This is a genomic window from Streptomyces sp. NPDC019396 (genome assembly GCF_040632375.1).
In the GTDB taxonomy this organism is placed as follows: Bacteria; Actinomycetota; Actinomycetes; order Streptomycetales; family Streptomycetaceae; genus Streptomyces.
This window is the reverse complement of sequence record NZ_JBEYBS010000002.1, coordinates 372,397-396,223: the sequence shown is the minus strand read 5'-3', so window position 1 is coordinate 396,223 and position 23,827 is coordinate 372,397. Positions and strand designations below refer to the sequence as shown.

At 70.6% G+C, this 23,827-nt stretch carries 22 protein-coding genes; 14 read left to right on the top strand and 8 right to left on the bottom strand.

Going from position 1 to position 23,827, the window contains the following annotated elements:
* Window positions 1-17: 17 nt before the first annotated feature.
* On the bottom strand, window positions 18-611 hold the full coding sequence (locus ABZ532_RS03835) for an XRE family transcriptional regulator (protein ID WP_361279450.1): 594 nt from the start codon (window positions 609-611) through the stop codon (window positions 18-20).
* Window positions 612-898: 287 nt separating this feature from the next.
* Here ABZ532_RS03835 and ABZ532_RS03830 point away from each other — a divergent pair, with 287 nt between their 5' ends.
* On the top strand, window positions 899-1,096 hold the full coding sequence (locus ABZ532_RS03830) for a hypothetical protein (protein WP_361279345.1): 198 nt from the start codon (window positions 899-901) through the stop codon (window positions 1,094-1,096).
* 424 nt (window positions 1,097-1,520) lie between these two features.
* Here ABZ532_RS03830 and ABZ532_RS03825 read toward each other — a convergent pair whose 3' ends face one another.
* Entirely contained in the window at window positions 1,521-1,814 is a 294-nt protein-coding gene (locus ABZ532_RS03825; RefSeq protein WP_361279343.1) for an MTH1187 family thiamine-binding protein, read from the bottom strand.
* Entirely contained in the window at window positions 1,811-2,155 is a 345-nt protein-coding gene (locus ABZ532_RS03820) for a DUF3817 domain-containing protein (protein WP_361279341.1), read from the bottom strand. Before ABZ532_RS03820 ends, ABZ532_RS03825 begins: the two co-directional genes overlap by 4 nt.
* A gap of 199 nt (window positions 2,156-2,354) precedes the next feature.
* On the opposite strand from ABZ532_RS03820, the gene ABZ532_RS03815 reads away from it, so the two are divergent.
* From ABZ532_RS03815 to ABZ532_RS03800, 4 genes are all read left to right on the top strand, one after another.
* A complete protein-coding gene (locus tag ABZ532_RS03815; RefSeq protein WP_361279449.1) occupies window positions 2,355-2,987 on the top strand; it encodes an AIM24 family protein in 633 nt (210 codons plus the stop codon).
* Window positions 2,987-3,637 (top strand): AIM24 family protein, encoded by a 651-nt coding sequence (locus ABZ532_RS03810; protein WP_361279339.1) that lies wholly within the window; start codon window positions 2,987-2,989, stop codon window positions 3,635-3,637. Before ABZ532_RS03815 ends, ABZ532_RS03810 begins: the two co-directional genes overlap by 1 nt.
* The gene (locus ABZ532_RS03805; protein ID WP_361279337.1) at window positions 3,634-4,410 is read left to right on the top strand and encodes an AIM24 family protein; all 777 of its coding nucleotides are present in this window, start codon (window positions 3,634-3,636) and stop codon (window positions 4,408-4,410) included. The genes ABZ532_RS03810 and ABZ532_RS03805 overlap by 4 nt, the downstream gene beginning before the upstream one ends.
* Before the next feature lie 118 nt (window positions 4,411-4,528).
* Window positions 4,529-5,005 carry a MarR family transcriptional regulator gene (locus ABZ532_RS03800; RefSeq protein WP_361279335.1) on the top strand — a complete coding sequence of 159 codons (477 nt, stop codon included), beginning with the start codon at window positions 4,529-4,531 and terminating at the stop codon, window positions 5,003-5,005.
* 54 nt (window positions 5,006-5,059) lie between these two features.
* Here ABZ532_RS03800 and meaB read toward each other — a convergent pair whose 3' ends face one another.
* Both meaB and ABZ532_RS03790 read right to left on the bottom strand, forming a co-directional pair.
* Complete coding sequence (gene meaB, locus ABZ532_RS03795; RefSeq protein WP_361279333.1) at window positions 5,060-6,016, bottom strand: methylmalonyl Co-A mutase-associated GTPase MeaB; 957 nt, start codon at window positions 6,014-6,016, stop codon at window positions 5,060-5,062.
* Window positions 6,017-6,087: 71 nt separating this feature from the next.
* Entirely contained in the window at window positions 6,088-7,290 is a 1,203-nt protein-coding gene (locus ABZ532_RS03790; protein WP_361279331.1) for an acetyl-CoA C-acetyltransferase, read from the bottom strand.
* 148 nt (window positions 7,291-7,438) lie between these two features.
* Between ABZ532_RS03790 and mce the strand changes: the two genes are divergently transcribed.
* The 7 genes from mce to ABZ532_RS03755 all read left to right on the top strand — a co-directional run bounded on the left by mce (window position 7,439) and on the right by ABZ532_RS03755 (window position 17,882).
* On the top strand, window positions 7,439-7,879 hold the full coding sequence (gene mce, locus ABZ532_RS03785; RefSeq protein WP_361279329.1) for a methylmalonyl-CoA epimerase: 441 nt from the start codon (window positions 7,439-7,441) through the stop codon (window positions 7,877-7,879).
* Window positions 7,880-8,057: 178 nt separating this feature from the next.
* Window positions 8,058-12,011, top strand: a complete 3,954-nt coding sequence (scy, locus tag ABZ532_RS03780; RefSeq protein ID WP_361279327.1) for a polarized growth protein Scy — start codon at window positions 8,058-8,060, stop codon at window positions 12,009-12,011.
* Between the two features lie 858 nt (window positions 12,012-12,869).
* Window positions 12,870-13,805 (top strand): cellulose-binding protein, encoded by a 936-nt coding sequence (locus tag ABZ532_RS03775; protein WP_361279325.1) that lies wholly within the window; start codon window positions 12,870-12,872, stop codon window positions 13,803-13,805.
* A gap of 184 nt (window positions 13,806-13,989) precedes the next feature.
* Window positions 13,990-14,946: an ATP-binding cassette domain-containing protein gene (locus ABZ532_RS03770; protein ID WP_361279323.1), complete on the top strand. Its 957-nt coding sequence runs from the start codon at window positions 13,990-13,992 to the stop codon at window positions 14,944-14,946.
* 3 nt (window positions 14,947-14,949) lie between these two features.
* Entirely contained in the window at window positions 14,950-15,729 is a 780-nt protein-coding gene (locus ABZ532_RS03765) for an ABC transporter permease (protein ID WP_361279320.1), read from the top strand.
* A gap of 120 nt (window positions 15,730-15,849) precedes the next feature.
* The gene (locus tag ABZ532_RS03760) at window positions 15,850-17,055 is read left to right on the top strand and encodes an ABC transporter ATP-binding protein (RefSeq protein WP_361279318.1); all 1,206 of its coding nucleotides are present in this window, start codon (window positions 15,850-15,852) and stop codon (window positions 17,053-17,055) included.
* Entirely contained in the window at window positions 17,052-17,882 is an 831-nt protein-coding gene (locus ABZ532_RS03755; RefSeq protein ID WP_361279316.1) for an ABC transporter permease subunit, read from the top strand. The genes ABZ532_RS03760 and ABZ532_RS03755 overlap by 4 nt, the downstream gene beginning before the upstream one ends.
* A 12-nt stretch (window positions 17,883-17,894) precedes the next feature.
* Here the strand turns inward: ABZ532_RS03755 and ABZ532_RS03750 are convergent, their stop codons facing one another.
* Complete coding sequence (locus tag ABZ532_RS03750) at window positions 17,895-18,224, bottom strand: ATP/GTP-binding protein (RefSeq protein WP_361279448.1); 330 nt, start codon at window positions 18,222-18,224, stop codon at window positions 17,895-17,897.
* 215 nt (window positions 18,225-18,439) lie between these two features.
* Between ABZ532_RS03750 and ABZ532_RS03745 the strand changes: the two genes are divergently transcribed.
* The gene (locus tag ABZ532_RS03745) at window positions 18,440-19,480 is read left to right on the top strand and encodes an LLM class flavin-dependent oxidoreductase (RefSeq protein WP_361279313.1); all 1,041 of its coding nucleotides are present in this window, start codon (window positions 18,440-18,442) and stop codon (window positions 19,478-19,480) included.
* A 164-nt stretch (window positions 19,481-19,644) separates the two neighbouring features.
* Here ABZ532_RS03745 and ABZ532_RS03740 read toward each other — a convergent pair whose 3' ends face one another.
* Complete coding sequence (locus ABZ532_RS03740) at window positions 19,645-20,037, bottom strand: SCO5389 family protein (protein WP_361279311.1); 393 nt, start codon at window positions 20,035-20,037, stop codon at window positions 19,645-19,647.
* Window positions 20,038-20,487: 450 nt separating this feature from the next.
* Here ABZ532_RS03740 and nucS point away from each other — a divergent pair, with 450 nt between their 5' ends.
* Complete coding sequence (nucS, locus tag ABZ532_RS03735) at window positions 20,488-21,159, top strand: endonuclease NucS (RefSeq protein ID WP_361279309.1); 672 nt, start codon at window positions 20,488-20,490, stop codon at window positions 21,157-21,159.
* 59 nt (window positions 21,160-21,218) lie between these two features.
* Here the strand turns inward: nucS and ABZ532_RS03730 are convergent, their stop codons facing one another.
* The gene (locus tag ABZ532_RS03730) at window positions 21,219-23,693 is read right to left on the bottom strand and encodes an ATP-binding protein (RefSeq protein ID WP_361279447.1); all 2,475 of its coding nucleotides are present in this window, start codon (window positions 23,691-23,693) and stop codon (window positions 21,219-21,221) included.
* Window positions 23,694-23,827 lie beyond the last annotated feature (134 nt).

The following is a 23,827-nucleotide window of genomic DNA, read 5'->3' as shown; positions in this document are numbered from 1 at the left end:
TGCGATGGCGGGCGCGTTCACGCACGGGTCTCACGATTCCGCGTCTGCGCCCGCCTCCACAGTTCCTCGCTGTGCTCTGCGAACCGGTCGAACATGCCTCCGTTACCGTGCCGACTCAGATGCAGGAGCGGGGAGTCGTGGCCGACGAGGCGCGCGAGATGCGGAGTGACCAGAGCGTCGTCATCGAACCTGAATACGGACAGGCTCACGTGGTTGATGGCGTCCGATGGAGCGGAGAATCGCGTTTCCAAGCCCGCCTGCGGTCCAAGGCGGTCAAGGTGCTCCAGGGTGATCCTGATGCGCGTGGAGACGGACAGAGCCACGTCCTCGATCGCCTCCCGCTGACGTGTCACTTCCCCGTCGGGGTCCCCCAGCAGGAAGCGGACCCGGCACCCCGACTCGGCCTTGCGCCGGATCGTGTCGGCAAAGTGGGGCACCTGCGTCCAGAAGAAGTAGTTCGTGTACCCGGCAAGGAACAGTTCCGTGTGCGCTGACTCCACCAGCTCGGTCCAGACAGTCGAAGGGCACGCGGACCGGTAGGGGTAGCTATGGACCAGCTCACGGTCGGTGCCGGTTTTCACTCGGTTCTGGACAGCCTTTGGCCACAGCATTTCTTCGTCGACTCCCAGCGCCTGACAGGCGTCCGCTCGGTTTCTAGCGTGCGGTGTGAGATCACGATTGCTGATCCATCGTTCCACCTGCTTCGCGGATACCCCTACCCGGCAGGCGAGCTGACGTGCGGACAAGCCAGCGTCGTCTATGGCGGACCGAAGCGCATCGTTCACGTCAACCCCCGCACTCCGGCCTTTTGGGCTTTCTTCGACCCTAGCGCTCCAACATCCCAACCGTCCCCAATATGGGACGAGATACGTCCTCCAGAGTCGGTCACGATCGCAGCATGACCGAACCCGTGCGATACAGCATGCCCCCGCTCGAACTGCCGTTGCGCCTGGAATCCGAGCCCGAGCCCACCGAAGGGTGCGCTGGGTGCACCGAACTCGCGGCGGTCCGCGACCGAGCCCGCGCGGGCGGCGACATGACCACCGTGTCCGACTGCAATGTCTACTTGCGGCGGCACCCCGAGGGGCATCAGTGACGGCCCAGAACAGCGGTGGAGGCCGGACGGGCGCCCGACAGCCCCTACTGACGCTGCGGGTATCCCGGGACAGCGGGCGCACCTGGGGACCCGAGAAGGTTGTTCGGAGCACCGACGGCCTGCCGCCGCTGCTGTCCTCCGTGTGGCCACCGTGCCAATGCCCTCGCTGCCTGAACACACATAGCACGGGCACGCGCGGCCCGTAGCGCGCCGGCGGAACCGCAGTCGGGCGGTCGGGCGCAGGCACTGCCTCCTGTCGGCGTCATACGGCCGACATCCGCTGCGGCAGCTTCCTCGCTGCACTGGACTCCAGTGCAGCGAGAGCCCTGCGCCACGCCCCGGGCTCCTGGAGCGGTCGCTCGATCCCCCCGGACACGAAGAAGCCCCCGGCGCAGGCCGGAGGCTTCTTCGCACATACGGCAGGTCAGGCGGACAGGTGCCGTTCCACCGTCTCGACCTTGGACGTCAGTCCGTCGGTCACGCCGGGGCGGATGTCCGCCTTGAGGACCAGCGACACCCGCGGTGCGCGTTCCTCGACGGCGGCCACCGCGCGCTTGACGACGTCCATCACTTCGTCCCAGTCGCCCTCGACCGAGGTGAACATCGCGTCGGTGCGGTGGGGCAGTCCGGACTCGCGGACGACGCGGACCGCGTCGGCGACGTACTCGCCGACGTCCTCGCCCACGCCCAGCGGGGTCACGGAGAAGGCGACGATCATGCGTTGACCACGCCTTCGCGGCGGGCGCGGGAGGCGATCACAGCCGCCTCGGCCTCGCGCTTCAGCTTGCGTTCGGCGACGAAGCCGCCGAAGGGGAGCACCGACAGGACGAAGTAGAGGGCGGCCGTGCCGAAGCTCCACTTGGTGCGGTTCCAGGCGTCCAGCCAGAAGAGAACGTAGACGACGAACAGCAGGCCGTGGATCGCGCCCATGACCGGGACCGCGTTGAACTCCGTCGTGCGCTTGAGCACCGAGCAGACGAGCAGCAGCAGGAACGACACGGCCTCCGGGGCGGAGACGAGCCGGAGGCGGTGGAGGGAGGAGGCGGTCTTGATGTCCACGTGAGGCACCTTCGTGTCGAGGGAGTCGAGGGGGTCGGGCGTCCCGACAATCTTGTGAACGGGTGCACAAGCGGTTCCATTGTGGCATCGGTCTTTTCCTGCCCTTTACCCGGGTGGACTCAGGGACGGCTCAGGGTCAGGTTCATTCCGGGGGGCCTGTCCGGGAACGTACCCCGCCGAGTACCTTCACCCCGTGGCAATGTTCCGACTTCAAGGCAGCAAGGTGCTGGCCGTCGACATGACCGGGGACGCCGTCAAGGCCAAGAACGGGTCGATGGTCGCGTACGACGGCCAGATGGCCTTCAAGAAACTGTCCGGCGGCGGTGAGGGCATCCGCGGCATGGTGACCCGCCGGCTCACCGGCGAGCAGATGACGATGATGGAGGTGAAGGGCCAGGGCACCTGCTACTTCGCCGACCGCGCGTCCGAGATCAATCTCGTCTCGCTGCACGGCGACAAGCTGTATGTCGAGTCGAGCAATCTGCTCTGCACGGACGGTGGGCTGCGCACCGGCACCAGCTTCACCGGGATCCGCGGCGGCGCGACCGGGAACGGGCTGTTCACGACCACCGTCGAGGGCACGGGCCAGGCCGCGATCATGTCGGACGGTCCGGCGGTGGTGCTGAGGGTGAGCCCGCAGTACCCGCTGTCCGTCGACCCCGGCGCGTACATCGCCCACCAGGGCAACGTACGGCAGAGCTTCCAGTCGGGGGTCACCTTCCGCACCCTGCTGGGCGAGGGCGGCGGCGAGGCGTTCCAGATCCGGTTCGAGGGCGACGGGCTCGTGTACGTGCAGCCGAGCGAGCGGAACACCATCGGAGGGGACGTCTGATGCCGTTCCGCGAGATCAACTCCAAGATGGTCGAGGCGACGATCGTCCCCGGCCAGAAGATGTACAGCCAGCGCGGCGCGATGCTCGCGTACAAGGGCCAGGTGTCGTTCACTCCGAACATCGCCGGCGGCCAGGGTGGCCTGATGTCGATGATCGGGCGGCGGGTGGCCGACGAGGCGACCCCGCTGATGACGGTCGAGGGATCGGGGACCGTGATGTTCGGCCACGGCGGGCATCACGTGCAGGTGATCGGCCTGACCGGGGACACCCTGTACGTGGAGGCCGACCGGCTGCTCGCCTTCGACGGCACCCTCCAGCAGGGCACGATGTTCATGGGCTCGCAGGGCGGGGTCATGGGCATGGTCCGCGGCCAGGTCACGGGGCAGGGGCTGTTCACCACGACCCTGAAGGGCCATGGCGCGGTCGCGGTGATGGCGCACGGCGGGGTGATCGAACTGCCGATCACCCCCAGCCGCCCCGTCCATGTCGACCCGCAGGCGTATGTCGCCCACCACGGCGATGTGCGCAACAAGCTCTCCACCGCGCTGGGCTGGCGCGACATGGTGGGGCGCGGCTCGGGTGAGGCCTTCCAGCTGGAGCTGAGCGGCAACGGTGTGGTCTACGTCCAGGCGTCGGAGGAGAAGCTGTGAGCGCCCCTGTCATCTTCGACCCGATGACCCTGCCGAGCGATGACAACGTCAACGCGTACACCTTCTGCGTGGAGCTCAAGAGCTCCCAGTGGTTCCTCCAGAAGGGCAAGATGATCGCCTACTACGGGCAGATCGAGTTCAACGGGATCGGCCGCGGCAGGCTGGACCGGCTGATGCGGACCAGCTTCCACTCGCCGTTGCACGCGAGCGACTGGGTGGTGGCCGAGGGCAGCGGCAAGATGCTGCTCGCGGACCGAGCGTTCGACGTCAACTCCTTCGATCTCGACGAGGGCAATCTGACCATCCGGTCCGGGAACCTGCTGGCGTACCAGCCCTCGCTCGCGCTCAAGCAGTCGATCGTGCCGGGCTTCCTGACCCTGATCGGCACCGGCAAGTTCGTCGCCGCGTCGAACGGTCCCGTGATGTTCGTGGAGCCGCCCATCCGGGTGGACCCGCAGGCACTGGTGGGCTGGGCGGACTGCCCGTCCCCCTGCCATCACTACGACCACGGCTACATGAGCGGGGTCATGGGCGGGCTGCGGCAACTGACCGGGATCGGCGGGGTGTCGGGCGAGGAGCACCAGTTCGAGTTCGTCGGCGCGGGCACGGTGCTGCTCCAGTCGTCGGAGGCCCTGATGCCGGAACAAGCCACCGGCACGGTTCCCTACGCCGACGGTGTGCCCGGTGGGGGCCATGGGGCGTCTGGCCACCACGGTTCGTCGCCGCGCCTTCCCGGCCAGCTTGGGGACCTCCAGCGGCGCTTCGGACTGTGAGCGGTAGTCTGCGGAGTGTGACGTCGAACGTCCGCACCCGTGTTCGGGGGACCCGGGTGCCCGAGGTCACACTCCCAGACTTCGTACGGATTTCAACTTCTTAGGGTAGTATGCATATATGGAGACCGAAACTGCCACCCGCTGGCTGACCGACGCGGAGCAGTGCGCCTGGCGCACCTACCTGGATGTCACCAGGCTGTTGACCTACCAGCTGGAGAGGGACCTTCAGCCGTTCGGCCTGACCATCAACGACTACGAGATCCTCGTGAACCTCTCGGAGTCGGCGGACCTGCGCATGCGGATGAGTGACCTGGCCTCGGCCACGCTCCAGTCCAAGAGCCGGCTCTCCCACCAGATCACCCGCATGGAGAACGCGGGCCTGGTCCGCAGGGAGAACTGCGAGTCCGACCGGCGCGGGCTGTTCGCCGTGCTCACCGACCACGGCATGGAAACCATGCGCAAGGTGGCCCCGCACCACGTCGAGTCCGTCCGCCAGCACTTCATCGACCTGCTGTCGCCCGAGGCCCTGGCCGACCTCCGGGCGTCACTGACACCGGTCGCGGAACACCTGCGCGGGCGCCGCGGCAAGGTCTAGCCAGGCCGCGCCCGGGCCCCGCAGTCCGGCCCGGGCTCAGAAGCACTTCCCGGCCTAGGAGTCGATCAGTCCGGCGACCAGCTCGTCCGCCGCCGCGTACGGGTCCGTCTCGCCTGCGACGATGCGGGCGGCCAGGGTTTCCAGGCGGCGGTCGCCATGCAGGTCGCCGATGCGTTCACGGAGACGGGTGACGGCGATGGTCTCGACCTCGTGGGCCGCGCGGCGGGTGCGGCGCTCGGCGAGGACGCCGTGCTCCTCCATCCAGGCACGGTGCTTCTCAAGGGCCTCGACGAGCTCGTCGATGCCTTCGGCCCGCGCAGCGACCGTCTTCACGATCGGTGGCCGCCAGTCGCCCGGAGCCCTCGATTCGCCGAGGCCGAGCATGTGGTTGAGCTCGCGGGCGGTGGCGTCGGCGCCGTCACGGTCCGCCTTGTTGACGACGTAGACATCGCCGATCTCCAGGATGCCCGCCTTCGCCGCCTGGATCCCGTCGCCCATGCCGGGCGCGAGCAGGACCACCGACGTGTCGGCCTGCGACGCGATCTCCACCTCCGACTGGCCGACGCCGACGGTCTCGACCAGGACGACATCGCAGCCCGCGGCGTCCAGCACCCGGATCGCCTGCGGTGCGGCCCACGCAAGGCCGCCGAGATGGCCGCGGGTGGCCATCGAACGGATGTAGACGCCCGGGTCCGAGGCGTGATCCGACATCCGGACCCGGTCGCCCAGCAGCGCTCCGCCGCTGAACGGCGACGACGGGTCGACGGCGAGCACGCCGACCCGCTTCCCCGCCTTCCGGTACGCCGTCACCAGCGCGGAGGTGGACGTCGACTTGCCGACACCGGGCGAACCGGTCAGCCCCACCACATACGCGCCGCCGGTCAGGGGAGCGAGCTCCGCCATGACCTCGCGGAGCTGGGGGGCCGCTCCCTCGACGAGGGAGATCAGCCGGGCCACGGCCCGCGGCCGGCCTTCCCTCGCCTGGGCGACCAGCTCGGGGACGTCCACCATCACGCTGCTCCGTTCGACGGTTGGGACTCGATGATCTCGATGACCCGATGGTTACGTGGCCGACTCGACGGTCACTTGGCCGGGACGCGGACGATCAGCGCGTCGCCCTGACCGCCGCCACCGCACAGCGCCGCCGCACCGACACCGCCGCCACGCCGCTTCAGCTCCAGGGCCAGGTGGAGCACGATCCGGGCGCCGGACATGCCGATCGGGTGGCCGAGCGCGATCGCGCCGCCGTTGACGTTCACCTTTTCCGGGGAAACCCCGAGGTCCTTCATCGACTGCACGGAGACCGCGGCGAACGCCTCGTTGATCTCGATCAGATCGAGGTCGGAGACCTCCAGGCCGTCCTTCTTCAGCGCGTGCTTGATCGCGTTGGACGGCTGGGACTGGAGCGAGTTGTCCGGACCAGCCACATTGCCGTGGGCGCCGATCTCGGCGATCCACTCGAGGCCGAGCTCCTGGGCCTTCGCCTTGCTCATCACCACGACCGCCGCGGCGCCGTCGGAGATCTGCGAGGAGGTGCCCGCGGTGATCGTGCCGTCCTTGGCGAAGGCGGGGCGCAGCTTGCCGAGGGACTCCACGGTCGTCTCGGCGCGGATGCCCTCGTCCTTGCTGAAGAGCACCGGCTCGCCCTTGCGCTGCGGGATCTCCACCGGGGTGATCTCGGCCTCGAAGAGACCGTTCTTCTGCGCGGCGGCGGCCCGCTGGTGGGACTGCGCGGCGACCTCGTCCTGCTCGGGACGGGCGAGGCCGAGGCGGGTGTTGTGCTTCTCCGTGGACTCGCCCATCGCGATGCCCTCGAAGGCGTCGGTGAGGCCGTCGTGCGCCATCGCGTCGAGCATCTCGACCGCGCCGTACTTGAAGCCCTCGCGGGACTTCGGCAGCAGGTGCGGGGCGTTGGTCATGGACTCCTGGCCACCGGCGACGATCACGTCGAACTCACCGGAGCGGATCAGCTGGTCGGCGAGGGCGATCGCGTCGAGTCCGGACAGACACACCTTGTTGATGGTGAGCGCCGGGACGTTCATCGGGATGCCGGCCTTGACGGCCGCCTGACGGGCCGGGATCTGGCCCGCGCCCGCCTGGAGCACCTGGCCCATGATCACGTACTGGACCTGGTCGCCGCCGATCCCGGCCCGGTCCAGCGCCGCCTTGATCGCGAAACCGCCCAGATCGGCGCCGGAAAAGGACTTGAGGGAACCGAGCAACCGCCCCATGGGGGTACGGGCGCCGGCGACGATCACGGAGGTGGTGCTGTTCGTACCAGACATGAGATGGGGATCCCCTTCCAGCGCGGCGGCTGAGGAGTGAACGAGGGTTTACTTGAACTGTACTGAGGGGTTCGCATCCCGGTCACCGGCCAGCCGGTGTGATGGCGCGCACGTTGCGTAACCATCACACGGGCGCTCCACTGGAGCCATGCTGACGCGAATCGACCACATCGGGATCGCCTGTTTCGACCTCGACAAGACCGTTGAGTTCTACAAGGCCACCTACGGTTTCGAGGTCTTCCACACCGAGGTCAACGAGGAGCAGGGCGTCCGCGAGGCCATGCTCAAGATCAACGAGACCTCGGACGGCGGAGCTTCGTACCTCCAGCTCCTCGAGCCCACCCGGGAGGACTCCGCGGTCGGGAAGTGGCTGGCCAAGAACGGCGAGGGTGTGCACCACATCGCCTTCGGCACCGCGGACGTGGACGGTGCCGCCGGTGACATCCGGAGCAAGGGCGTACGCGTGCTGTACGACGAGCCGCGCATCGGCTCGATGGGATCCCGTATCACCTTCCTGCACCCCAAGGACTGCCATGGAGTCCTGACCGAACTCGTCACCTCGGCCGACCCGTCATCGGCGGAGCACTGACCTCTGGATTCCCGGCCCGGTAGAGTGGGCGGCTCCGGGCCGGGGCCGGATCGGAGCCGCGCCACAGCGCTGTCCGAGGGCGATGTTCGATCTGCCACCATGTCCCCGGGGGGCCGTTCGCCGGGGAACGGTGCTCGTCTGTACAGAGTTGCGACCAGGGGACGGATGGGACGGCGCAGTGCGGGGCTACGAACGCCAGGAGAGCCACCGAGCTGACGACGACCATCTCTCGCGGTTCGAAGCCGAGATGGAGCGGCTGCGGACCGAGCGGGAGAAGGCCGTCCAGCACGCCGAGGACCTCGGTTACCAGGTCGAGGTGCTCCGGGCCAAGCTGCACGAGGCGCGCCGCACGCTCGCCACGCGCCCCGCGTACGACAGCGCGGACATGGGCTACCAGGCCGAGCAGCTCCTCCGTAACGCCCAGATCCAGGCCGACCAGCTGCGCTCCGACGCCGAGCGGGAGCTGAGGGACGCCCGGGCGCAGACCCAGCGAATCCTCCAGGAGCACGCCGAGCACCAGGCACGGCTCCAGGCCGAGCTGCACGCCGAGGCCAACCAGCGCCGCCAGCGTCTTGACCAGGAACTGGCCGAGCGCCGTCAGACCGTCGAGGCGCATGTCAACGAGAACGTGGCGTGGGCCGAGCAGCTGCGAGCCCGCAGCGAGGCCCAGGCCCGCCGGCTGCTCGACGAGTCCCGCGCCGAGGCCGAACAGAAGCTGGCCGCCGCGCGCACCGAGGCCACCCGGGTCGCCGAGGAGACCCGGCAGCGGATCTCGGCCCAGGCCGATACGGCCCGCGGCGAGGCCGAGGCGATCCTGCTACGGGCCCGCAAGGACGCCGAGCGGCTGCTGAACGCCGCCTCCACGCAGGCCCAGGAGGCCACCAGCCACGCCGAGCGGCTGCGCTCGTCCAGCTCGGCCGAGTCGGACCAGGTCCGCCAGCAGGCCACCGAGCTCGGCCGGGCGGCCGAGCAGCGGATGCAGGAGGCCGAGGAGAAGCTGCGCGAGGCGCGCGCCGAGAGTGAGAAGCTCGTCGCGCAGGCCAGGGAGTCGGCGGCCAAGTCGCTGGCGAGCGCCGAGTCGGCCAGCGAGCAGCGGACCCGTACGGCCAAGTCGGAGGTCGCCCGACTGGTGGCCGAGGCCACCAAGGAGGCCGAGGCCCTCAGGAGCGACGCCGAGCAGGCCCTCGCGGACGCCCGCGCGGAGGCGGAGAAGGTCCTCGCCGAGGCATCCGACAAGGCACGCACCGTCGCCGCCGAGGACTCGGCGGCCCAGCTCGCGAAGGCCGCCCGTACCGCCGAGGAGGTCCTGAACAAGGCCTCCGAGGAGGCCAAGGCGACCACGCGCAAGGCCGCGGAGGAGGCCGAGCGGATCCGCCGGGAGGCGGAGTCCGAGGCCGAACGGCTGCGCAACGAGGCCAACGACACCGTCGAGGAGCTCAAGGGCGCCGCGAAGGACGACACCAAGGAGTACCGCGCCAAGACGGTCGAGCTCCAGGAGGAGGCGCGGCGGCTGCGCGGCGAGGCCGAGCAGCTGCGGTCGGAGGCGGTCGCCGAGGGCGAGCAGATCCGCGGCGAGGCGCGACGCGACGCCGTCCAGCAGATCGAGGAGGCGGCCAGGTCGGCGGAGGAGCTGCTGACCAAGGCGAAGGCGGACGCTGACGAGTTGCGCTCCGGGGCGACGACGGACAGCGAGCGGGTCCGTACGGAGGCCATCGAGCGCGCCACGACCCTGCGCCGGCAGGCGGAGGAGACGCTGGAGCGCACTCGCGCGGAGGCGGACCGGCTGCGCACGGAGGCCGAGGAGCAGGCCGACGAGATGAAGGCCGCGGCCGAGCGCGCCGCGGCCGAGGTACGCGAGGAAGCGGCGCGTGCCGCGGTCGCCCGCCGCCGGGAGGCGGACGAGGAGCTGACCCGGCTGCACTCCGAGGCGCAGACCCGCAGCGACGCGGCCGAGCAGGCGCTGTCCGAGGCCCGTGTGGAGGCCGAGCAGCTGCGCCGGGAGACGGCGGAGGAGTCGGAGCGGCTGCGCACCGAGGCCGCCGAGCGGATCCGGACGCTCCAGGAGCAGGCGGAGCAGGAGGCCGAACGGCTGCGTGACGAGGCCGCGTCCGACGCGTCCGCTTCGCGTGCCGAAGGCGAGTCGGTGGCGGTGCGGCTGCGCACCGAGGCCGTCACCGAGGCCGAGCGGCTGACGACGGAGGCGCAGGAGACCGCCGACCGGCTGCGGACCGAGGCGGCTGCCGCCGCCGAGCGCGTCGGTCAGGAGGCCACGGAGGCGCTGGCCGCGGCGCAGGAGGAGGCGTCCCGGCGCCGCAGGGAGGCCGAGGAGATCCTCTCCGCGGCCCGTTCCGAGGCGGACCAGGAGCGTGAGCTGGCCCGCGAGCAGAGCGAGGAGCTGCTCGCCGCCGCCCGCAAGCGGGTCGAGGAGGCACAGGCCGAGGCGCAGCGGCTGGTCGAGGACGCGGACCGGCGGGCCACCGAGATGGTCACGGCGGCCGAGCAGACCGCTCAGCAGGTACGGGATTCCGTGTCCGGTCTCCAGGAGCAGGCCGAGCAGGAGATCACGGGGCTGCGCAGCGCAGCCGAGCACGCGGCCGAGCGTACGCGGACCGAGGCGCAGGAAGAGGCGGACCGGGTCCGCGCCGACGCGTACGCGGAGCGGGAGCGGGCCACCGAGGACGCCAACCGCATCCGGACCCGTGCCCAAGAGGAGGCGGAGGCCGCGACGGCACTCGCCGAGCGGACCATGGCCGACGCGATCGCGGAGAGCGACCGGCTGCGCGCGGACACCTCGGAGTACGCCCAGCGGATGCGTACGGAGGCGTCGGACGCGCTGGCATCGGCCGAGCAGGACGCCTCGCGGACGCGCGCCGATGCCCGCGAGGACGCCAACCGCATCCGCTCCGAGGCCGCAGCCCAGGCCGACCGTCTGATCGGCGAGGCGACGAGCGAGGCCGACCGGCTCACCACCGAGGCCGCCGAGCTGCTGTCGGTCTCCGAGGAGGACGCGGTACGGCTGCGCAGCGAGGCGGAGCAGGCCAAGGCCGAGGGCGAGGCGCAGGCCGAGGAGCTGCGCGCCGCGGCCCGGGCGGACGGGGAGAAGGTGCTGGACGAGGCCCGCAAGGCCGCGGACAAGCGCCGTACCGCGGCGGCCGAACAGGCCGACCAGCTCATCGCCGAGGCGACCGCGGAGGCGGAGCGGATCCGGGCCGAGGCGGCGGAGGCAGTGGGCTCGGCCCAGCAGGCCGCCGACCGTGTCCGGGCGGAGGCGAAGCGACTGCACGCGGAGGCCGAGAACGCGGCCGAGCAGCTGCGGGCGAAGGCCCGGGAGGACGCGGAACGCAGCCTCGACGAGGCGCGCGCGGACGCGGCGAAGCGCCGCGCGGACGCCGCCGAGCAGGCCGACCAGCTCATCGGCAAGGCCCAGGAGGAGGCGCTGCGCGCCACCACCGAGGCCGAGGAGCAGGCCGACACCATGGTGGGCGCCGCCCGCAAGGAGGCCGACCGGCTGGTGGCCGCCGCCAGGGTCGAGGGCAACGGGCTGGTGGAGAAGTCCCGTACGGACGCCGACGAACTGCTCGTGGGTGCCCGACGCGACGCGACCGCCGTCCGGGAGCGTGCGGAGGAGCTCCGTACCCGTGTCGAGGGCGAGGTCGAGGAGCTGCACGAGCGGGCCCGCAGGGAGGCCGCCGAGCAGCTGAAGGCCGCGGGCGAGCGGGCCGACCAGCTGGTCAAGGCCGCGATCGAGCAGCAGGAAGAGGCCGCGGCGAAGTCCAAGGAGCTGGTCTCGGAAGCCAATTCAGAGGCCGGCAAGGTGCGGATCGCCGCGGTGAAGAAGGCCGAGGCGCTGCTCAAGGAGGCCGAGCAGAAGAAGGCGGAGCTGGTCCGCGCAGCCGAGGCCGTCAAGGCCGAGGCCGACCGCGAGGCCGACCGTCTGGTCGGGGACGGCAAGCGGGAGCTCGAAGTCCTGGTGCGCCGGCGCGAGGACATCCAGGCCGAGATCTCCCGGGTGCAGGACGTGCTCGAGGCGCTGGAGTCGTTCGAGACACCGACCGGGGGGAAGGACGGCGGGGTCAAGGCGGGTGCGTCCGCAGGGGGCACGCGTGCGAACGGGAAGTCCTCCGAGAGCTAAGGGCTGTCCCGTAATCCCCGGTGGATCAGCGCACGGCGTCAGATGCGGTGCATCGCAAGGCGGAGGGTCGTCCTCATACTGGGCGTATTCGGGCGATTCGACAACGCAGCGAGGTGCCGTAGCTGTCGTCGTGAGCCCGCCGGGGGTTACGGGACAGCCTTAGGCCGGTTCTAGAACTCCCGCCTGGCTCGCGACTCCCCCAGAACTTCGCCCGGAAGGGCCCCCGGCACGCACCTCGCTGCGCTGTCGGGATCGTCCACGTACGCCCAGTACGAGGACAAGTCCCCCCGACCTTCGGTCGGGGCACCCCCCACCGCATTGCGATGGCACGCACCAGACTCCGCGAGCCCCGCCCTCCGGGCGGACGGCGCCAGTTCTCCAACACGGCCCGGGTCCCTTCCCGGCGGTCTGCGAGGATCAGCGGACGGCGCCGGACGCACGGGGCCGCCGCTGGAAGCCCGGTGGTGCCCGGGGTTTCCCGGGCACAGTCCAGGGAAGTCCTTCGTGGCTGGTCGCGCAGCCCCACCGCGTCTCTCCGGGCACTGCCCGACCGCACCCTGCGACGTGGCGGCGCGGCCGGTCCTCGCTGACGCGGCGCCCCTTCGGCCTTCGGTCGGTGTGCCTCCACCGCCTTGCGGCGGCCCTGCGGCCTGGGCGGATCAGGCCGCGGTCCCCGGGAGCCGGCAGGGATCTCACGCACTGGACTCCGCGCGCACCGGCGAACCCTCCCGGTCAAGGCAGTATCCACTCAAAAGGCTGGACATTCTCCATACCAAACGGGCATCTGCCCGGTGACACGCCGCTCGGGCCCCTAGGATTCCCTCTAACACCTCACCGGTCTCATTCGACAGGAACCCCATGAGCGACACATCCTCCCCCTTCGGCTTCGAGCTCGTGCGGCGTGGGTACGACCGCGGTCAGGTGGACGACCGCATTACCAAACTCGTCGCCGATCGTGACAGCGCTCTCGCGCGGATCACCTCTCTGGAAAAGCGCATCGAGGAGCTGCACCTCGAGACGCAGAATGCCCAGTCCCAGGTCAATGACGCGGAACCGTCTTACGCAGGACTGGGTGCGCGTGTCGAGAAGATCCTCCGGCTGGCCGAGGAGGAGGCGAAGGACCTGCGTGAGGAGGCCCGCCGCGCCGCCGAGCAGCACCGGGAGCTCGCCGAGTCCGCCGCGCAGCAGGTGCGCAACGACGCGGAGGCGTTCGCAACCGAGCGCAAGCAGAAGGCCGAGGACGAGGGCGTAAGGATCGTCGAGAAGGCCCAGAGCGAGGCCAACTCGCTGCGCGCCGATGCGCAGAAGGACGCGCAGTCCAAGCGCGAGGAGGCGGACGCGCTCTTCGAGGAGACCCGTGCGAAGGCCGCCCAGGCCGCCGCGGACTTCGAGACGAACCTCGCGAAGCGCCGTGAGCAGTCCGAGCGTGACCTGGCGTCGCGTCAGGCCAAGGCGGAGAAGCGCCTCGCGGAGATCGAGCACCGTGCCGAGCAGCTGCGCCTGGAGGCGGAGAAGCTGCGTACGGACGCTGAGCGCCGCGCCCGCCAGACGGTGGAGACCGCGCAGCGGCAGGCCGAGGACATCGTGGCGGACGCCAATGCGAAGGCCGACCGTATCCGCAGCGAATCGGAGCGTGAGCTGGCGGCGCTGACAAACCGTCGCGACTCCATCAACGCCCAGCTGACCAACGTCCGCGAGATGCTGGCCACGCTGACCGGTGCGGCCGTCGCGGCGACCGGTGCGCCGGACGACGAGCCGGTCTCGCGCGGCGTCCCGGCCCAGCAGACCCGCTGACGCCCGGCCGTACGTTTCGCCCGTGCCCGGCGCCCCAGGGGGGGTGCCGGGCACGGGTGTTTGCGTCCTCAGGGCGCCCGCGAGCCACCGGAGGCGCTTTCCGGCCATTGTGGGGGCGGGACCCGTACCGTTTCGTTAGCCAAACCCGGTGGCGTATGCCATCGCGCACCTTTAGCGTGAACGCATGATCGAGATCGAGGGCCTCACCAAGCGCTTCGGCGCCAAGGTCGCCGTGGACCATCTCTCGTTCCAGGTCCGGCCGGGGGTCGTCACCGGCTTCCTCGGGCCCAACGGGGCGGGGAAGTCGACGACGATGCGCATGATGCTGGATCTGGACAACCCCACCAGTGGGACAGTCCGGATCGACGGCAAGCACTACCGGGACCTTCAGGAACCGCTCAAGTACATCGGCGCACTGCTCGACGCCAAGGCGATGCACGGCGGACGCACCGCGTACAACAATCTGCTCTGTCTCGCCCAGGCGAACCGGATCCCGGGCAGCCGGGTGTCCGAAGTCCTCGATCTCGTCGGTCTGACCGCGGTCGCCAAGAAGAAGTCCAAGGGATTCTCCCTGGGTATGGGGCAGCGGCTGGGAATCGCCTCGGCGCTGCTCGGTGATCCCCGGGTGCTGCTCTTCGACGAGCCCGTCAATGGACTGGATCCCGAGGGAATTCACTGGATCCGCAATCTGATGAAGCTGCTCGCGTCCGAAGGCCGGACGATCTTCGTGTCGTCGCATCTGATGAGCGAAATGGCCCTCACCGCGGACCATCTGATCGTCATCGGGCAGGGCAAGCTGCTCGCGGATACGTCGATGGCCGATTTCATTCAGCAGAACTCCCGGAGCTTTGTGCGGATGCGCTCGCCACAGCAGGAACAGCTGCGGGATGTGCTCCATGAGCAGGGCCTCACCGCGATCGAGGCGGGCAACGGCACGCTGGAGATCGACGGCGCCGCCGCCGAGAAGCTCGGTGAGCTGGCCGCGGAGCACCGCATCGTGCTGCATGAGCTGAGCGCCCAGCGGGCTTCGCTGGAGGAGGCGTTCATGCAGATGACGGCGAGCGCCGTGGAGTATCACGCGCAGCCGACCGTAACGGGAACCGGTGCCCCGCAGTGGGGCCCGCGCGACAAGGGAGCCTGAACCATGGCAGCGGCAACCGCCGTCCTCCAGTCCGAATGGACCAAGATCCGCACGGTGGCCTCCACCACCTGGACCCTGGCAGCAGCGTTCCTGGTGACGGTCGCCCTGGGCGCCGGGATCTGCGCGCTGATGGCCGGGACCTTCGACGATCTGCCCGATGCCGAGCGGCTCACCTTCGACCCCACGCTGATCAGCTTCTCCGGGATGGTGCTCGGGCAGCTCGCGATGGTCGCCTTCGGTGTGCTGGTGGTGAGCACCGAGTACAGCTCGGGGATGATCCGCACCTCGCTCGCGGCGGTCCCGCAACGTGCCACCTTCCTGTTCAGCAAGATCGCTGTGGCAGGGGCGCTGGCGCTGGTGGTGGGTCTGACGACCAGCTTCCTCTCCTTCTGGCTGGGGCAGGCGATCCTGGGCGAGCACGGCACAAGCCTCGGCGAGGAGAACGTACTGCGGGCGGTGGTGGGCGCCGGACTCTATATGGCCCTGATGGCGGTCTTCTCCATGGGCGTGGCAGCGATGCTGCGCAGCTCGGTCCTGTCGCTCGTCATCCTGATGCTCTTCTTCTTCCTGCTCTCCGGGATCCTGACGGTCGTGCCGTACGCGAAGGACGTGGCCAAGTACTTCCCCGACCAGGCCGGCTCCAAGATCATGCAGGTGCTGCCTGACGCGATGAACAGCGATCCGGCGCCGTACGGGCCCTGGGGCGGCCTCGGCATCATGGTGCTGTGGGTGGTGGCGGTGCTGCTCGGCGGATACGCGGTACTGAAGACACGCGACGCGTGACCGAACCGTAAGCCTTGGCCGGAACCGTCAAGTGCTGGATATCCTCCTAACTCTTACGGGGGTCATGCGGCCTGCTCCGGCCCGGGCCCCGACGACCTGACCTGTCGATGGGGCTGGAGAATGATCGAGGCGATCGGCCTGACGAAGCGCTACGGCGCCAAGACGGCCGTGCACAACCTGTCCTTCCAGGTGCGGCCCGGTGCCGTGACCGGTTTCCTCGGCCCCAACGGCTCGGGCAAGTCGACGACGATGCGCATGATCGTCGGCCTGGACAAGCCCACTTCCGGCCAGGTCACGATCGGCGGCCATCCCTTCCGGCAGCTGCCGAACGCGCCCCGGCAGGTCGGCGCACTGCTGGACGCCAAGGCCGTGCACGGGGGACGGAGCGCGCGCAGCCATCTGCTGTCGCTCGCCCAGCTCGCCGGGATCCCGGCCCGCCGGGTGGACGAGGTGCTCGGCGTCGTCGGCCTCCAGCATGTCGCCAAGCGGCGTTCCGGCGACTTCTCACTCGGCATGGGGCAGCGGCTCGGTATCGCCGCTGCCCTGCTCGGTGATCCCCAGGTGCTGCTCTTCGACGAGCCCGTCAACGGACTGGACCCCGAGGGCATCCTGTGGGTCCGCAACCTGATGAAGTCGCTGGCGGCCGAGGGGCGCACGGTCTTCGTCTCCTCGCACCTGATGAGTGAGATGGCGCTCACGGCCGACCGGCTCATCGTGATCGGGCGCGGCCAGCTGCTCGCGGACATGAGCGTCAAGGACTTCATCGCGGCGAATTCGGCCGGCTTCGCCCGGGTGCGTACGCCCGACGCCGAACCTCAGCAGCGGGAGAAGCTCACGGCCGTGCTCAGCGAGGCCGGTGCGCAGGTCATGCCGGAGAAGGACGGCGCGCTGCGGGTGATGGGACTCACGCTCCCCTCGATCAGCGACCTGGCGCACGGGGCGGACGTCCGGCTGTGGGAGCTGTCACCGCACCAGGCCTCGCTGGAGGAGGCGTACATGCGGATGACGCAGGGCGCCGTGGACTACCGCTCGACGGACGACCAGAAGGCCGGACTGATGGAGCTCCAGCCGCCCGGCTATCTCCCGGGCGCGGAGCCGGTGGTGGTTCCGGATGTGCCGCAGCAGGGCTGGTACGCCCCGCCACCGCCCGGACAGAACCCGTACATGACCCAGCCCGCGCCAGGCGCACCCGCGGCTCCGGCGGCCTCCCCCGCGGCACCCTCAGCCGCACCGGCACCCGCTGCGGCTGAGGCACCGGCGGCAGCCGCACCCGCGCCGCCCGCCGGGCACTCCCCCGCTCCGATCAAGCCCGAGGACGCCCGATGACCGCCCCCGCCCCGTACGAGCAGCCGGGCGCCACCTACGCCTCGCCCATTCCGGTGCGCAGGGCCCACCTCGGTGACGCCCTCGCCTCCGAGTGGACCAAGATCCGGTCCGTGCGCTCCACCGTGTGGACGCTCGGCGTGATGATCCTGCTGATCACCGGCTCGGCGCTGGCCATCGGTGTACTCGCCTCGGGCGTGGGCAACGAGGGCGGTGTGGAGGAGGAAGCGTCCGCCCTGGGCTTCGGCTTCTTCGGTGTGCTGCTGGGCTCGCTCTGCGTCATCACCCTGGGCGTGCTCACCATCGCATCCGAGTTCGGCACGGGCATGATCCGTACGACCCTGACGGCCTGCCCCACCCGGGAGCGGGTGCTGTCCGCCAAGGCGATCGTGCTCTTCACGCTGGTCTTCGTCATCACGACACTGGCCACAGCCCTCGCCGGGGCGATTCTGTCCGGACTGGTGAACGCGCCTTCGGCCGACGCCGGCGAGTGGCTGCGCTCGACGGTGGGCGTCGGAGCCTATGTCGGACTGCTCGGACTGCTCGGGCTGGCTCTCGGCACGATCATCCGCCACTCGGCCGGTGCGATCACCGTCATGGTCGGCGTGATGCTGCTGCCCCTGGTCGCGGCCATGTTCATGTACTCCGAGCGGCTGGCGGGCCTCCAGGGCTGGCTGCTGCGCTACTCCATCCCGAGCCAGATCGTGGCGCTCTACGGTGACCTCGGCCCCGGCGGTCCCCACGGCTGGGACTCGCTGTGGATCATGCTCGGGGTGACCGCCGTCGCCCTGGCCGGCGCCTACTGGAGCCTGTACAACCGCGACGCCTAGGGGATCTCGGACTCAGTACCGAGGCGCGTTACGGGGCCGCCGCACCCTCGAGGTGCGGCGGTCCTTCGCGTTCCAGCACGCCTTGTGCCAGTGACGGCGGTCGTCCACTCCCCCGTGCTCCGGCCAGGCCACCACATGGGGCACTCCTGAAGGGATCTCCTGATCGCACCCGGGGCAGCGGTAGCGCTTGCCGACGGAGCTCGCCCCGGCCACATGGCGCACCCACCAGTCCTCGCCCTGCCAGCTCTCGGTCTGCTGCACACCGCCGTAGCGGGTACCTGCGTCACCGGCGTGGTCAGTCGGCTTCTCGCCGCCACGGGGGCGGTTGTGGCGCGGGGACACGTAACACCTCATGGGACAGACCGGACGTTGCCCTTCCAGCCTACGGGCCATACGGGTGGGTAGGCGCCCCGTACGGCGCGGTAGGTCCGGTACCCACAAGGGTCAGTTACCGGAAAATCGCAACAACTTCTCGCGTGGCCGTGCCTTTGGCACGTGTCAGACGTTATTGCCCGTGTGGGGGGAATGCCGCGTCGGCCGCAAGGAGGCATAAGGCGATGCGCGTTGGAGCATTTGTACTGGCGGCCCAGTTTCCGGGCCAGGGACATGGGGAGGCGCTGCACCGGGCGGTGCGGTCGGCGGAGGCCGCCGAGGCGGCAGGGCTCGACTCGGTGTGGCTCGCCGAGCACCACTTCGTGCCGTACGGGGTCTGCCCGTCGGCGGTGACCCTGGCCGCGCTGCTGCTCGGCCGCACCGAGCGGATCCGGGTGGGCACGGCGGTGAGCGTACTGCCCAACACCCATCCGGTGGCCCTCGGCGAGCAGGCGGCGCTGCTGCATCTCACCTCCGGAGGACGCTTCTCGCTCGGCGTGGGCCGTGGCGGTCCCTGGGTCGATCTGGAGGTGTTCGGGTCCGGACTCGAGGCGTACGAGCAGGGCTTCACCGAGTCGCTCGACCTGCTGCTGCGCTGGCTGCGCGACCCTCGCGTGAGCGCCGGCAGCGAGCGGTTCGCCTTCCGTGAAGTCCCGGTCGTCCCGCGCCCGGACGAGCTGCTGGACGGTGACGGCGGGAGCGCCGAGGGACCGGAGGTCGTCGTGGCCTGTACGTCCCCGGCCAGCGTCCGGCTCGCCGCCGAGCGCGGGCTGCCGATGCTCCTCGGCATGCACTGCGGCGACGAGGACAAGGCGGACATGGTCGCACTGTGGCGCAGGCACGCGCGCGCCGCCGGACACACGCCGGAGCACATCGCGCGCGCCGGGCATGTGTCGGCCGGGGTGGTCCAGATCGCCGACGGCCGCGAGGAGGCGGAGGAGACCCTGATGAAGGCCATGCCGGGGTGGCTGAAGAAGGGTCTCGACGCCCATGTCACGGTTGACGGGCGCCGGCGCTCCATGCGGGACCCCGTGGCGTACACCGAACTGCTCTGCGGGCTGCACCCCGTGGGCACCCCGAAGCTGGCCGCCGACCGGCTGGCGGCGACCGCGGAGCGCACCGGCATCAGCCGCTTCGCGCTCCTCGTCGAGGGTTCCGGCGATCTGGCCACGACGGAGGAGAACGTGCGACGGCTGGGCGCCGAGGTGCTCCCGCTACTGGTCTGAGGGTGCGGGCCGTATGTCGCATACGGCCCGCACTCCCCGCGTCGCCAGCCCGTCCTTCTGGCGAATGCTGCCGCTCCGGAACCCGTGGATCCATTGGACTCCGCGGTCTCCGTGTTCCTTGTGGTTCTGGTGGTTCTGGTGGTGCGGAGCGGCAGCAAAAGACATCAGCAGTCGCGCAGTTCGGGCGACTGATTGAGCAGCTGGGCCCGGGCGGAGGTGAAGCGGGCAAGCCGCTCATCCACGGACGGGTCCAGCGGGAACACCGCGACGCGGTGGCAGTTCTGGAATGCGAGCCGTACCCCGAAGTGCCGCTGAAGGGCCCCCCGGATAGCGTCACTCGCGAGTGCGCGCAGCAGCTGACCACGTGCCTGCTCGTCCGGCGGCGGCGTCTGGTTGTCGGCGAAGTCGCCGCCGTCCACCTTCAGCTGAGCCACCAGAGAGCTGATCATCTCCCATGCGAAGGGCAGGGAGGTCCGGACGCAGTCGACGAAGACGGCTTCGTCGACCTCGCCTCGCTCGGCCTGTTCCAACAGCGCCGGTGAGACGTCGAGCGACATGGGTTCTCCTCTCGCGACCCCGGGGTGGCCGGGGTCTTACGGGCAGGGAAGCAGGAGGACCTGCCGACCGGACTGACCGGCATTGACCGCATGTGGCCGATCATGACGACGCAGAGTGCGCGGCCGACAACCTCCTGCTTCCACGTTAGGCGTGCCGCCTGGTCCGCACCAGGAGAATGGGAACACAACCGGCCAATAACGTAAGGGGACAAGAGGGGCGACCCGTAGGGACTCGCACGCACGTGACTCAGGGGAGACCAGAGGGCGGCCCCAGGGAGGACCGCGCGCGGCCGGAGCGAAAGCGGAGGAAGACCGGAGCGACATCTCCGGCGTACCGGGGACGGCCGGTGCGGGACCCGGCTGGCGGGCCGCTGGGGGAAACCGGAGCAGGCCGGGGCGCCCAGGGGCGGAATCGCGCGGGGGCCGGTGCGTCGAGTAGCGTTGCCGACCATGCGTCTCGTCATCGCCCGCTGCTCCGTGGACTACGCCGGCCGGCTCACCGCCCATCTGCCCTCCGCACCCCGGCTGATCCTGATCAAAGCCGACGGCAGCGTCTCCATCCACGCCGACGACCGCGCGTACAAACCACTGAACTGGATGTCCCCTCCCTGCTCGTTGAAGGAGGGCTCCGAGGGCTCGGAGCACGTCTGGACCGTGGTGAACAAAACGGGCGAGAAACTGATCATCACCATGGAGGAGATCCTCCATGACTCGTCCCATGAACTCGGTGTGGACCCGGGGCTCATCAAGGACGGCGTGGAAGCGCATCTCCAGGAGCTCCTCGCCGACCGCATCGAGACGCTCGGCGAGGGATACAGCCTGATCCGCCGCGAGTACCCCACGGCCATCGGCCCGGTGGACATCCTCTGCCGTGACTCGGACGGCGCCACCGTGGCGGTCGAGATCAAGCGGCGCGGTGAGATCGACGGGGTCGAGCAGCTGACGCGCTATCTGGAACTGCTCAACCGCGACCCTCATCTGGCCCCGGTCCGCGGTGTCTTCGCGGCCCAGGAGATCAAGCCCCAGGCCCGGGTGCTCGCCACCGACCGGGGCATCGGGTGCGTGGTGCTGGACTACAACGCCATGCGCGGCATCGAGGACGACAAGCTCCGCCTGTTCTGAGAACAGGGCCTGGCAACAGGCCGACCAGGCGGAGCGATCCGTGGGAGCTGTGCGGCGTCCTACGCGGCCGGGGTTTCCGCGGAGTCCGCGTCGGCCACCCCGTCGCTCCCCGTGTCGCCGCTGGCCGAGCCCCCGTCCGCAGTTCCGGCGGTCGTACCGCCGGTGGTCACGCCGCCCGTCGACTGCGATCCGGATGTCGTGCCCGCGGTCGACGGCGAGGGCGAACCGCTGCCACCGGTCGACGGTGACGGCGAACCGGACGTGCTACCGGACGGCGAGGGCGAACCGCTGCCGCCCGTGGCCGACGGTGACGGCGAACCGGACGTACCCCCGGACGTGTGCCCACCGCCCGACGTCGAGCCAACGCCGCCCGAGGTCGTACCGCCGCCGGACGACGAGGGCTCCCCGCCCCGTGTCGACGTAGGACCGGGCGAGGCGCCCCCGCCAGCGCCGGTCTCCGGCGACGGCTCGGGATCGGCCGGCTGTGCCGCGTCGTCGGTGCCGCTCGGGCTCGGGGTGGCGTCGCCGGCCGGCTGGTCCCCGATCAGCCCCTCGATGGTGGCGTCTGTGCCGTCACCGGTGGCCGGCTGCTCGTTGGTCACCCGGTTCGCGGGCTGGTCGCCGTCGGACGCCGCGGTCAGGGTGACGGCCGTGCCGAGCACCGCGACCAGCAGCGCGCCCGCACCCGCGGCGAGCGCGTTGCGGCGGGCACCGGACAGAATCGTGCGGCGCCCCGCGGCAGCTCCCGACGGGGCCTGGTCCCGGTGGGTGACCAGCGTCTCCGCCGACGGCGCCGGCAACTGTCCCTTGCCCGGCTTCAGCAGGGCCACGGAGCGGTTCGGGGACGCGGACGCGCCCTCACGCGGCTCCGGGGTTTCCTCGTCCGCCGTGTGCGCGGCACTGCGGGCGCGGTCCGAGACCAGGGCCAGCGCGCGGCGCCCGGCCACCGTCCCGCTCTTGTCGGCGAGCGCGCCGCGCAGCGCGATGGACGCTTCGAGTTCGGCGCGTGCCCGCTCCAGGCTGCCCGAGCAGAGGGCGAGCACGCCCAGCTCATGGTGGAAGTACGCCTCTTGTGCGATCTCGCCCGCGATACGGGCCGCTTCCTGGCCGGCCCGCAGGGACCGCTCCCACGCTGTCCAGTGCAGCCCCGCGGCGAAGGCCGGTGAAGCGCTGCGGGCGGCGAGCACCGCCGTCGCCGCGTCCGCCTCGCCGCCCTGCTGCACCAGGAGGGTCATCGACACCAGGATGGCGTCGGCTTCGGCCACCACCCGGTCGGGTACGACGGAGGGGTGGGCGGCCCACCAGGCGTAGTGCTGTGCCGCGGTACGGGCCCGGTCCACCGCGCCCTCGGCGTAACCCGCGGCCTCCAACTGGGCGAAGACGCCCGCCGCCAGCCGGTAGCGCGGGCCGACGGGTGTCAGCAGTCCGCAGTGCTTCAGTTCACCGATGGCGGCGTCCGCGTGGGTGTCGCCGACGAGCGCCGGCAGATGGGCCTGGTGCGGCACCTCCCCGCCGAGTGCGACGGCGAAGCGCAGGGTCTCGCGCGCGGATTCGCTGAGCCGGGAGGCGAGCAGCGGGGCGGGGGCGGCTGCGTCGCCCAGGCCCGGCAGCGGGGTGGGGTGGACGGCCGCGAACACGTTGTCGTCGTCGCTGACGCCGTCCTCGCCGTCCGTGTCGTCCACGTCGGGGCCGGGGGCGCGCTGTGCGTCCCGCTGCCGAAGCAGTGCCCCGGCCTGGACGAATCGCAGCGGCCTTCCTTCTGACTCGAACCAGAGGTCGCCCGCCCAGTTGGCCTCCTCGTCGGTGAGCGGCCGCTCCACCATGCGCTCCAGCAGCTCGAGCGCGGTGCCGCGGCCGAGTCCCGGGAGGAAGACCTCTTCGAGTTCCGATTCGGCCGAGGGCGCGGGGACCTCGGGTGTCACGGCGACCAGGAAGGCGCATTCGGGGGTGGCGTCGAGCAGTTCGTCGAGCGCGCTGCCGCCGAATTCGAGGTCGTCGATGACGACGACGGCGCCTATCTCGCGGACCAGTTCGAGCAGTCGCGTCCGGTCGGGGCGGCGCAACGGCGCGTCGTGGACCGCGGCGAAGAGTTCATGGAGCAGCTCGGTGGGTGTCCGGCCATGGCCGGAGAGACGGACGACGCCGTCGGGGGCGAGGTTCGCGCAGTCCTCGGCGACCTGGTCGATGAGCGTGGACCGGCCGGATCCCGCCGGTCCGGTGAGCCGTACCGAACGGCCCCGGCCGAGCAGCCGTACGAGCCGCTCGCGCGGTTCGTCGCGTTCGAGCAGCGGCACGGCCGGGGCGGGAGGTCCCGCGGGCTCCGGGGGCTGCGCGGCGTGGCGCTGCTCTTCGCGTGCTGTGTCGCTGCGCCGGGGGGCGCGGTGGGAGCCGGCCGAGAGGGATGTCTGGTCCCCGGGTGGGCAGGGTTCGATCTCGCTGCCGTCGAGGGGATTGACGGTGAGCAGGAGGTCGCCGGCGACGAGCTGGACGGTCCGTACGGGGGCGGGTGCCTTCTGGGCGAGCTCGGGGGCGATCGCGTCGCGCGGCGGGCGCTGCGGGGCGGCGGTTTCGCCGTCGCCGTCGCCGGTGCGGACGTTGGCTGCGCTGTCGGCGTTGCCGCTGTCCGCATTGCCGGCATTGCCGGCAATGCCGGTGCGCTCGCCGTGCT

Bases quoted from the DNA above. Each gene is read 5' to 3' on its own strand.
- ABZ532_RS03835 (WP_361279450.1), bottom strand. From the start codon at position 611: ATGCTGTGGCCAAAGGCTGTCCAGAACCGAGTGAAAACCGGCACCGAC.
- ABZ532_RS03830 (WP_361279345.1), top strand. From the start codon at position 899: ATGACCGAACCCGTGCGATACAGCATGCCCCCGCTCGAACTGCCGTTG.
- ABZ532_RS03825 (WP_361279343.1), bottom strand. From the start codon at position 1,814: ATGATCGTCGCCTTCTCCGTGACCCCGCTGGGCGTGGGCGAGGACGTC.
- ABZ532_RS03815 (WP_361279449.1), top strand. From the start codon at position 2,355: ATGTTCCGACTTCAAGGCAGCAAGGTGCTGGCCGTCGACATGACCGGG.
- ABZ532_RS03810 (WP_361279339.1), top strand. From the start codon at position 2,987: ATGCCGTTCCGCGAGATCAACTCCAAGATGGTCGAGGCGACGATCGTC.
- ABZ532_RS03800 (WP_361279335.1), top strand. From the start codon at position 4,529: ATGGAGACCGAAACTGCCACCCGCTGGCTGACCGACGCGGAGCAGTGC.
- meaB (WP_361279333.1), bottom strand. From the start codon at position 6,016: ATGGTGGACGTCCCCGAGCTGGTCGCCCAGGCGAGGGAAGGCCGGCCG.
- ABZ532_RS03790 (WP_361279331.1), bottom strand. From the start codon at position 7,290: ATGTCTGGTACGAACAGCACCACCTCCGTGATCGTCGCCGGCGCCCGT.
- mce (WP_361279329.1), top strand. From the start codon at position 7,439: ATGCTGACGCGAATCGACCACATCGGGATCGCCTGTTTCGACCTCGAC.
- ABZ532_RS03775 (WP_361279325.1), top strand. From the start codon at position 12,870: ATGAGCGACACATCCTCCCCCTTCGGCTTCGAGCTCGTGCGGCGTGGG.
- ABZ532_RS03770 (WP_361279323.1), top strand. From the start codon at position 13,990: ATGATCGAGATCGAGGGCCTCACCAAGCGCTTCGGCGCCAAGGTCGCC.
- ABZ532_RS03765 (WP_361279320.1), top strand. From the start codon at position 14,950: ATGGCAGCGGCAACCGCCGTCCTCCAGTCCGAATGGACCAAGATCCGC.
- ABZ532_RS03760 (WP_361279318.1), top strand. From the start codon at position 15,850: ATGATCGAGGCGATCGGCCTGACGAAGCGCTACGGCGCCAAGACGGCC.
- ABZ532_RS03755 (WP_361279316.1), top strand. From the start codon at position 17,052: ATGACCGCCCCCGCCCCGTACGAGCAGCCGGGCGCCACCTACGCCTCG.
- ABZ532_RS03745 (WP_361279313.1), top strand. From the start codon at position 18,440: ATGCGCGTTGGAGCATTTGTACTGGCGGCCCAGTTTCCGGGCCAGGGA.
- ABZ532_RS03740 (WP_361279311.1), bottom strand. From the start codon at position 20,037: ATGTCGCTCGACGTCTCACCGGCGCTGTTGGAACAGGCCGAGCGAGGC.
- nucS (WP_361279309.1), top strand. From the start codon at position 20,488: ATGCGTCTCGTCATCGCCCGCTGCTCCGTGGACTACGCCGGCCGGCTC.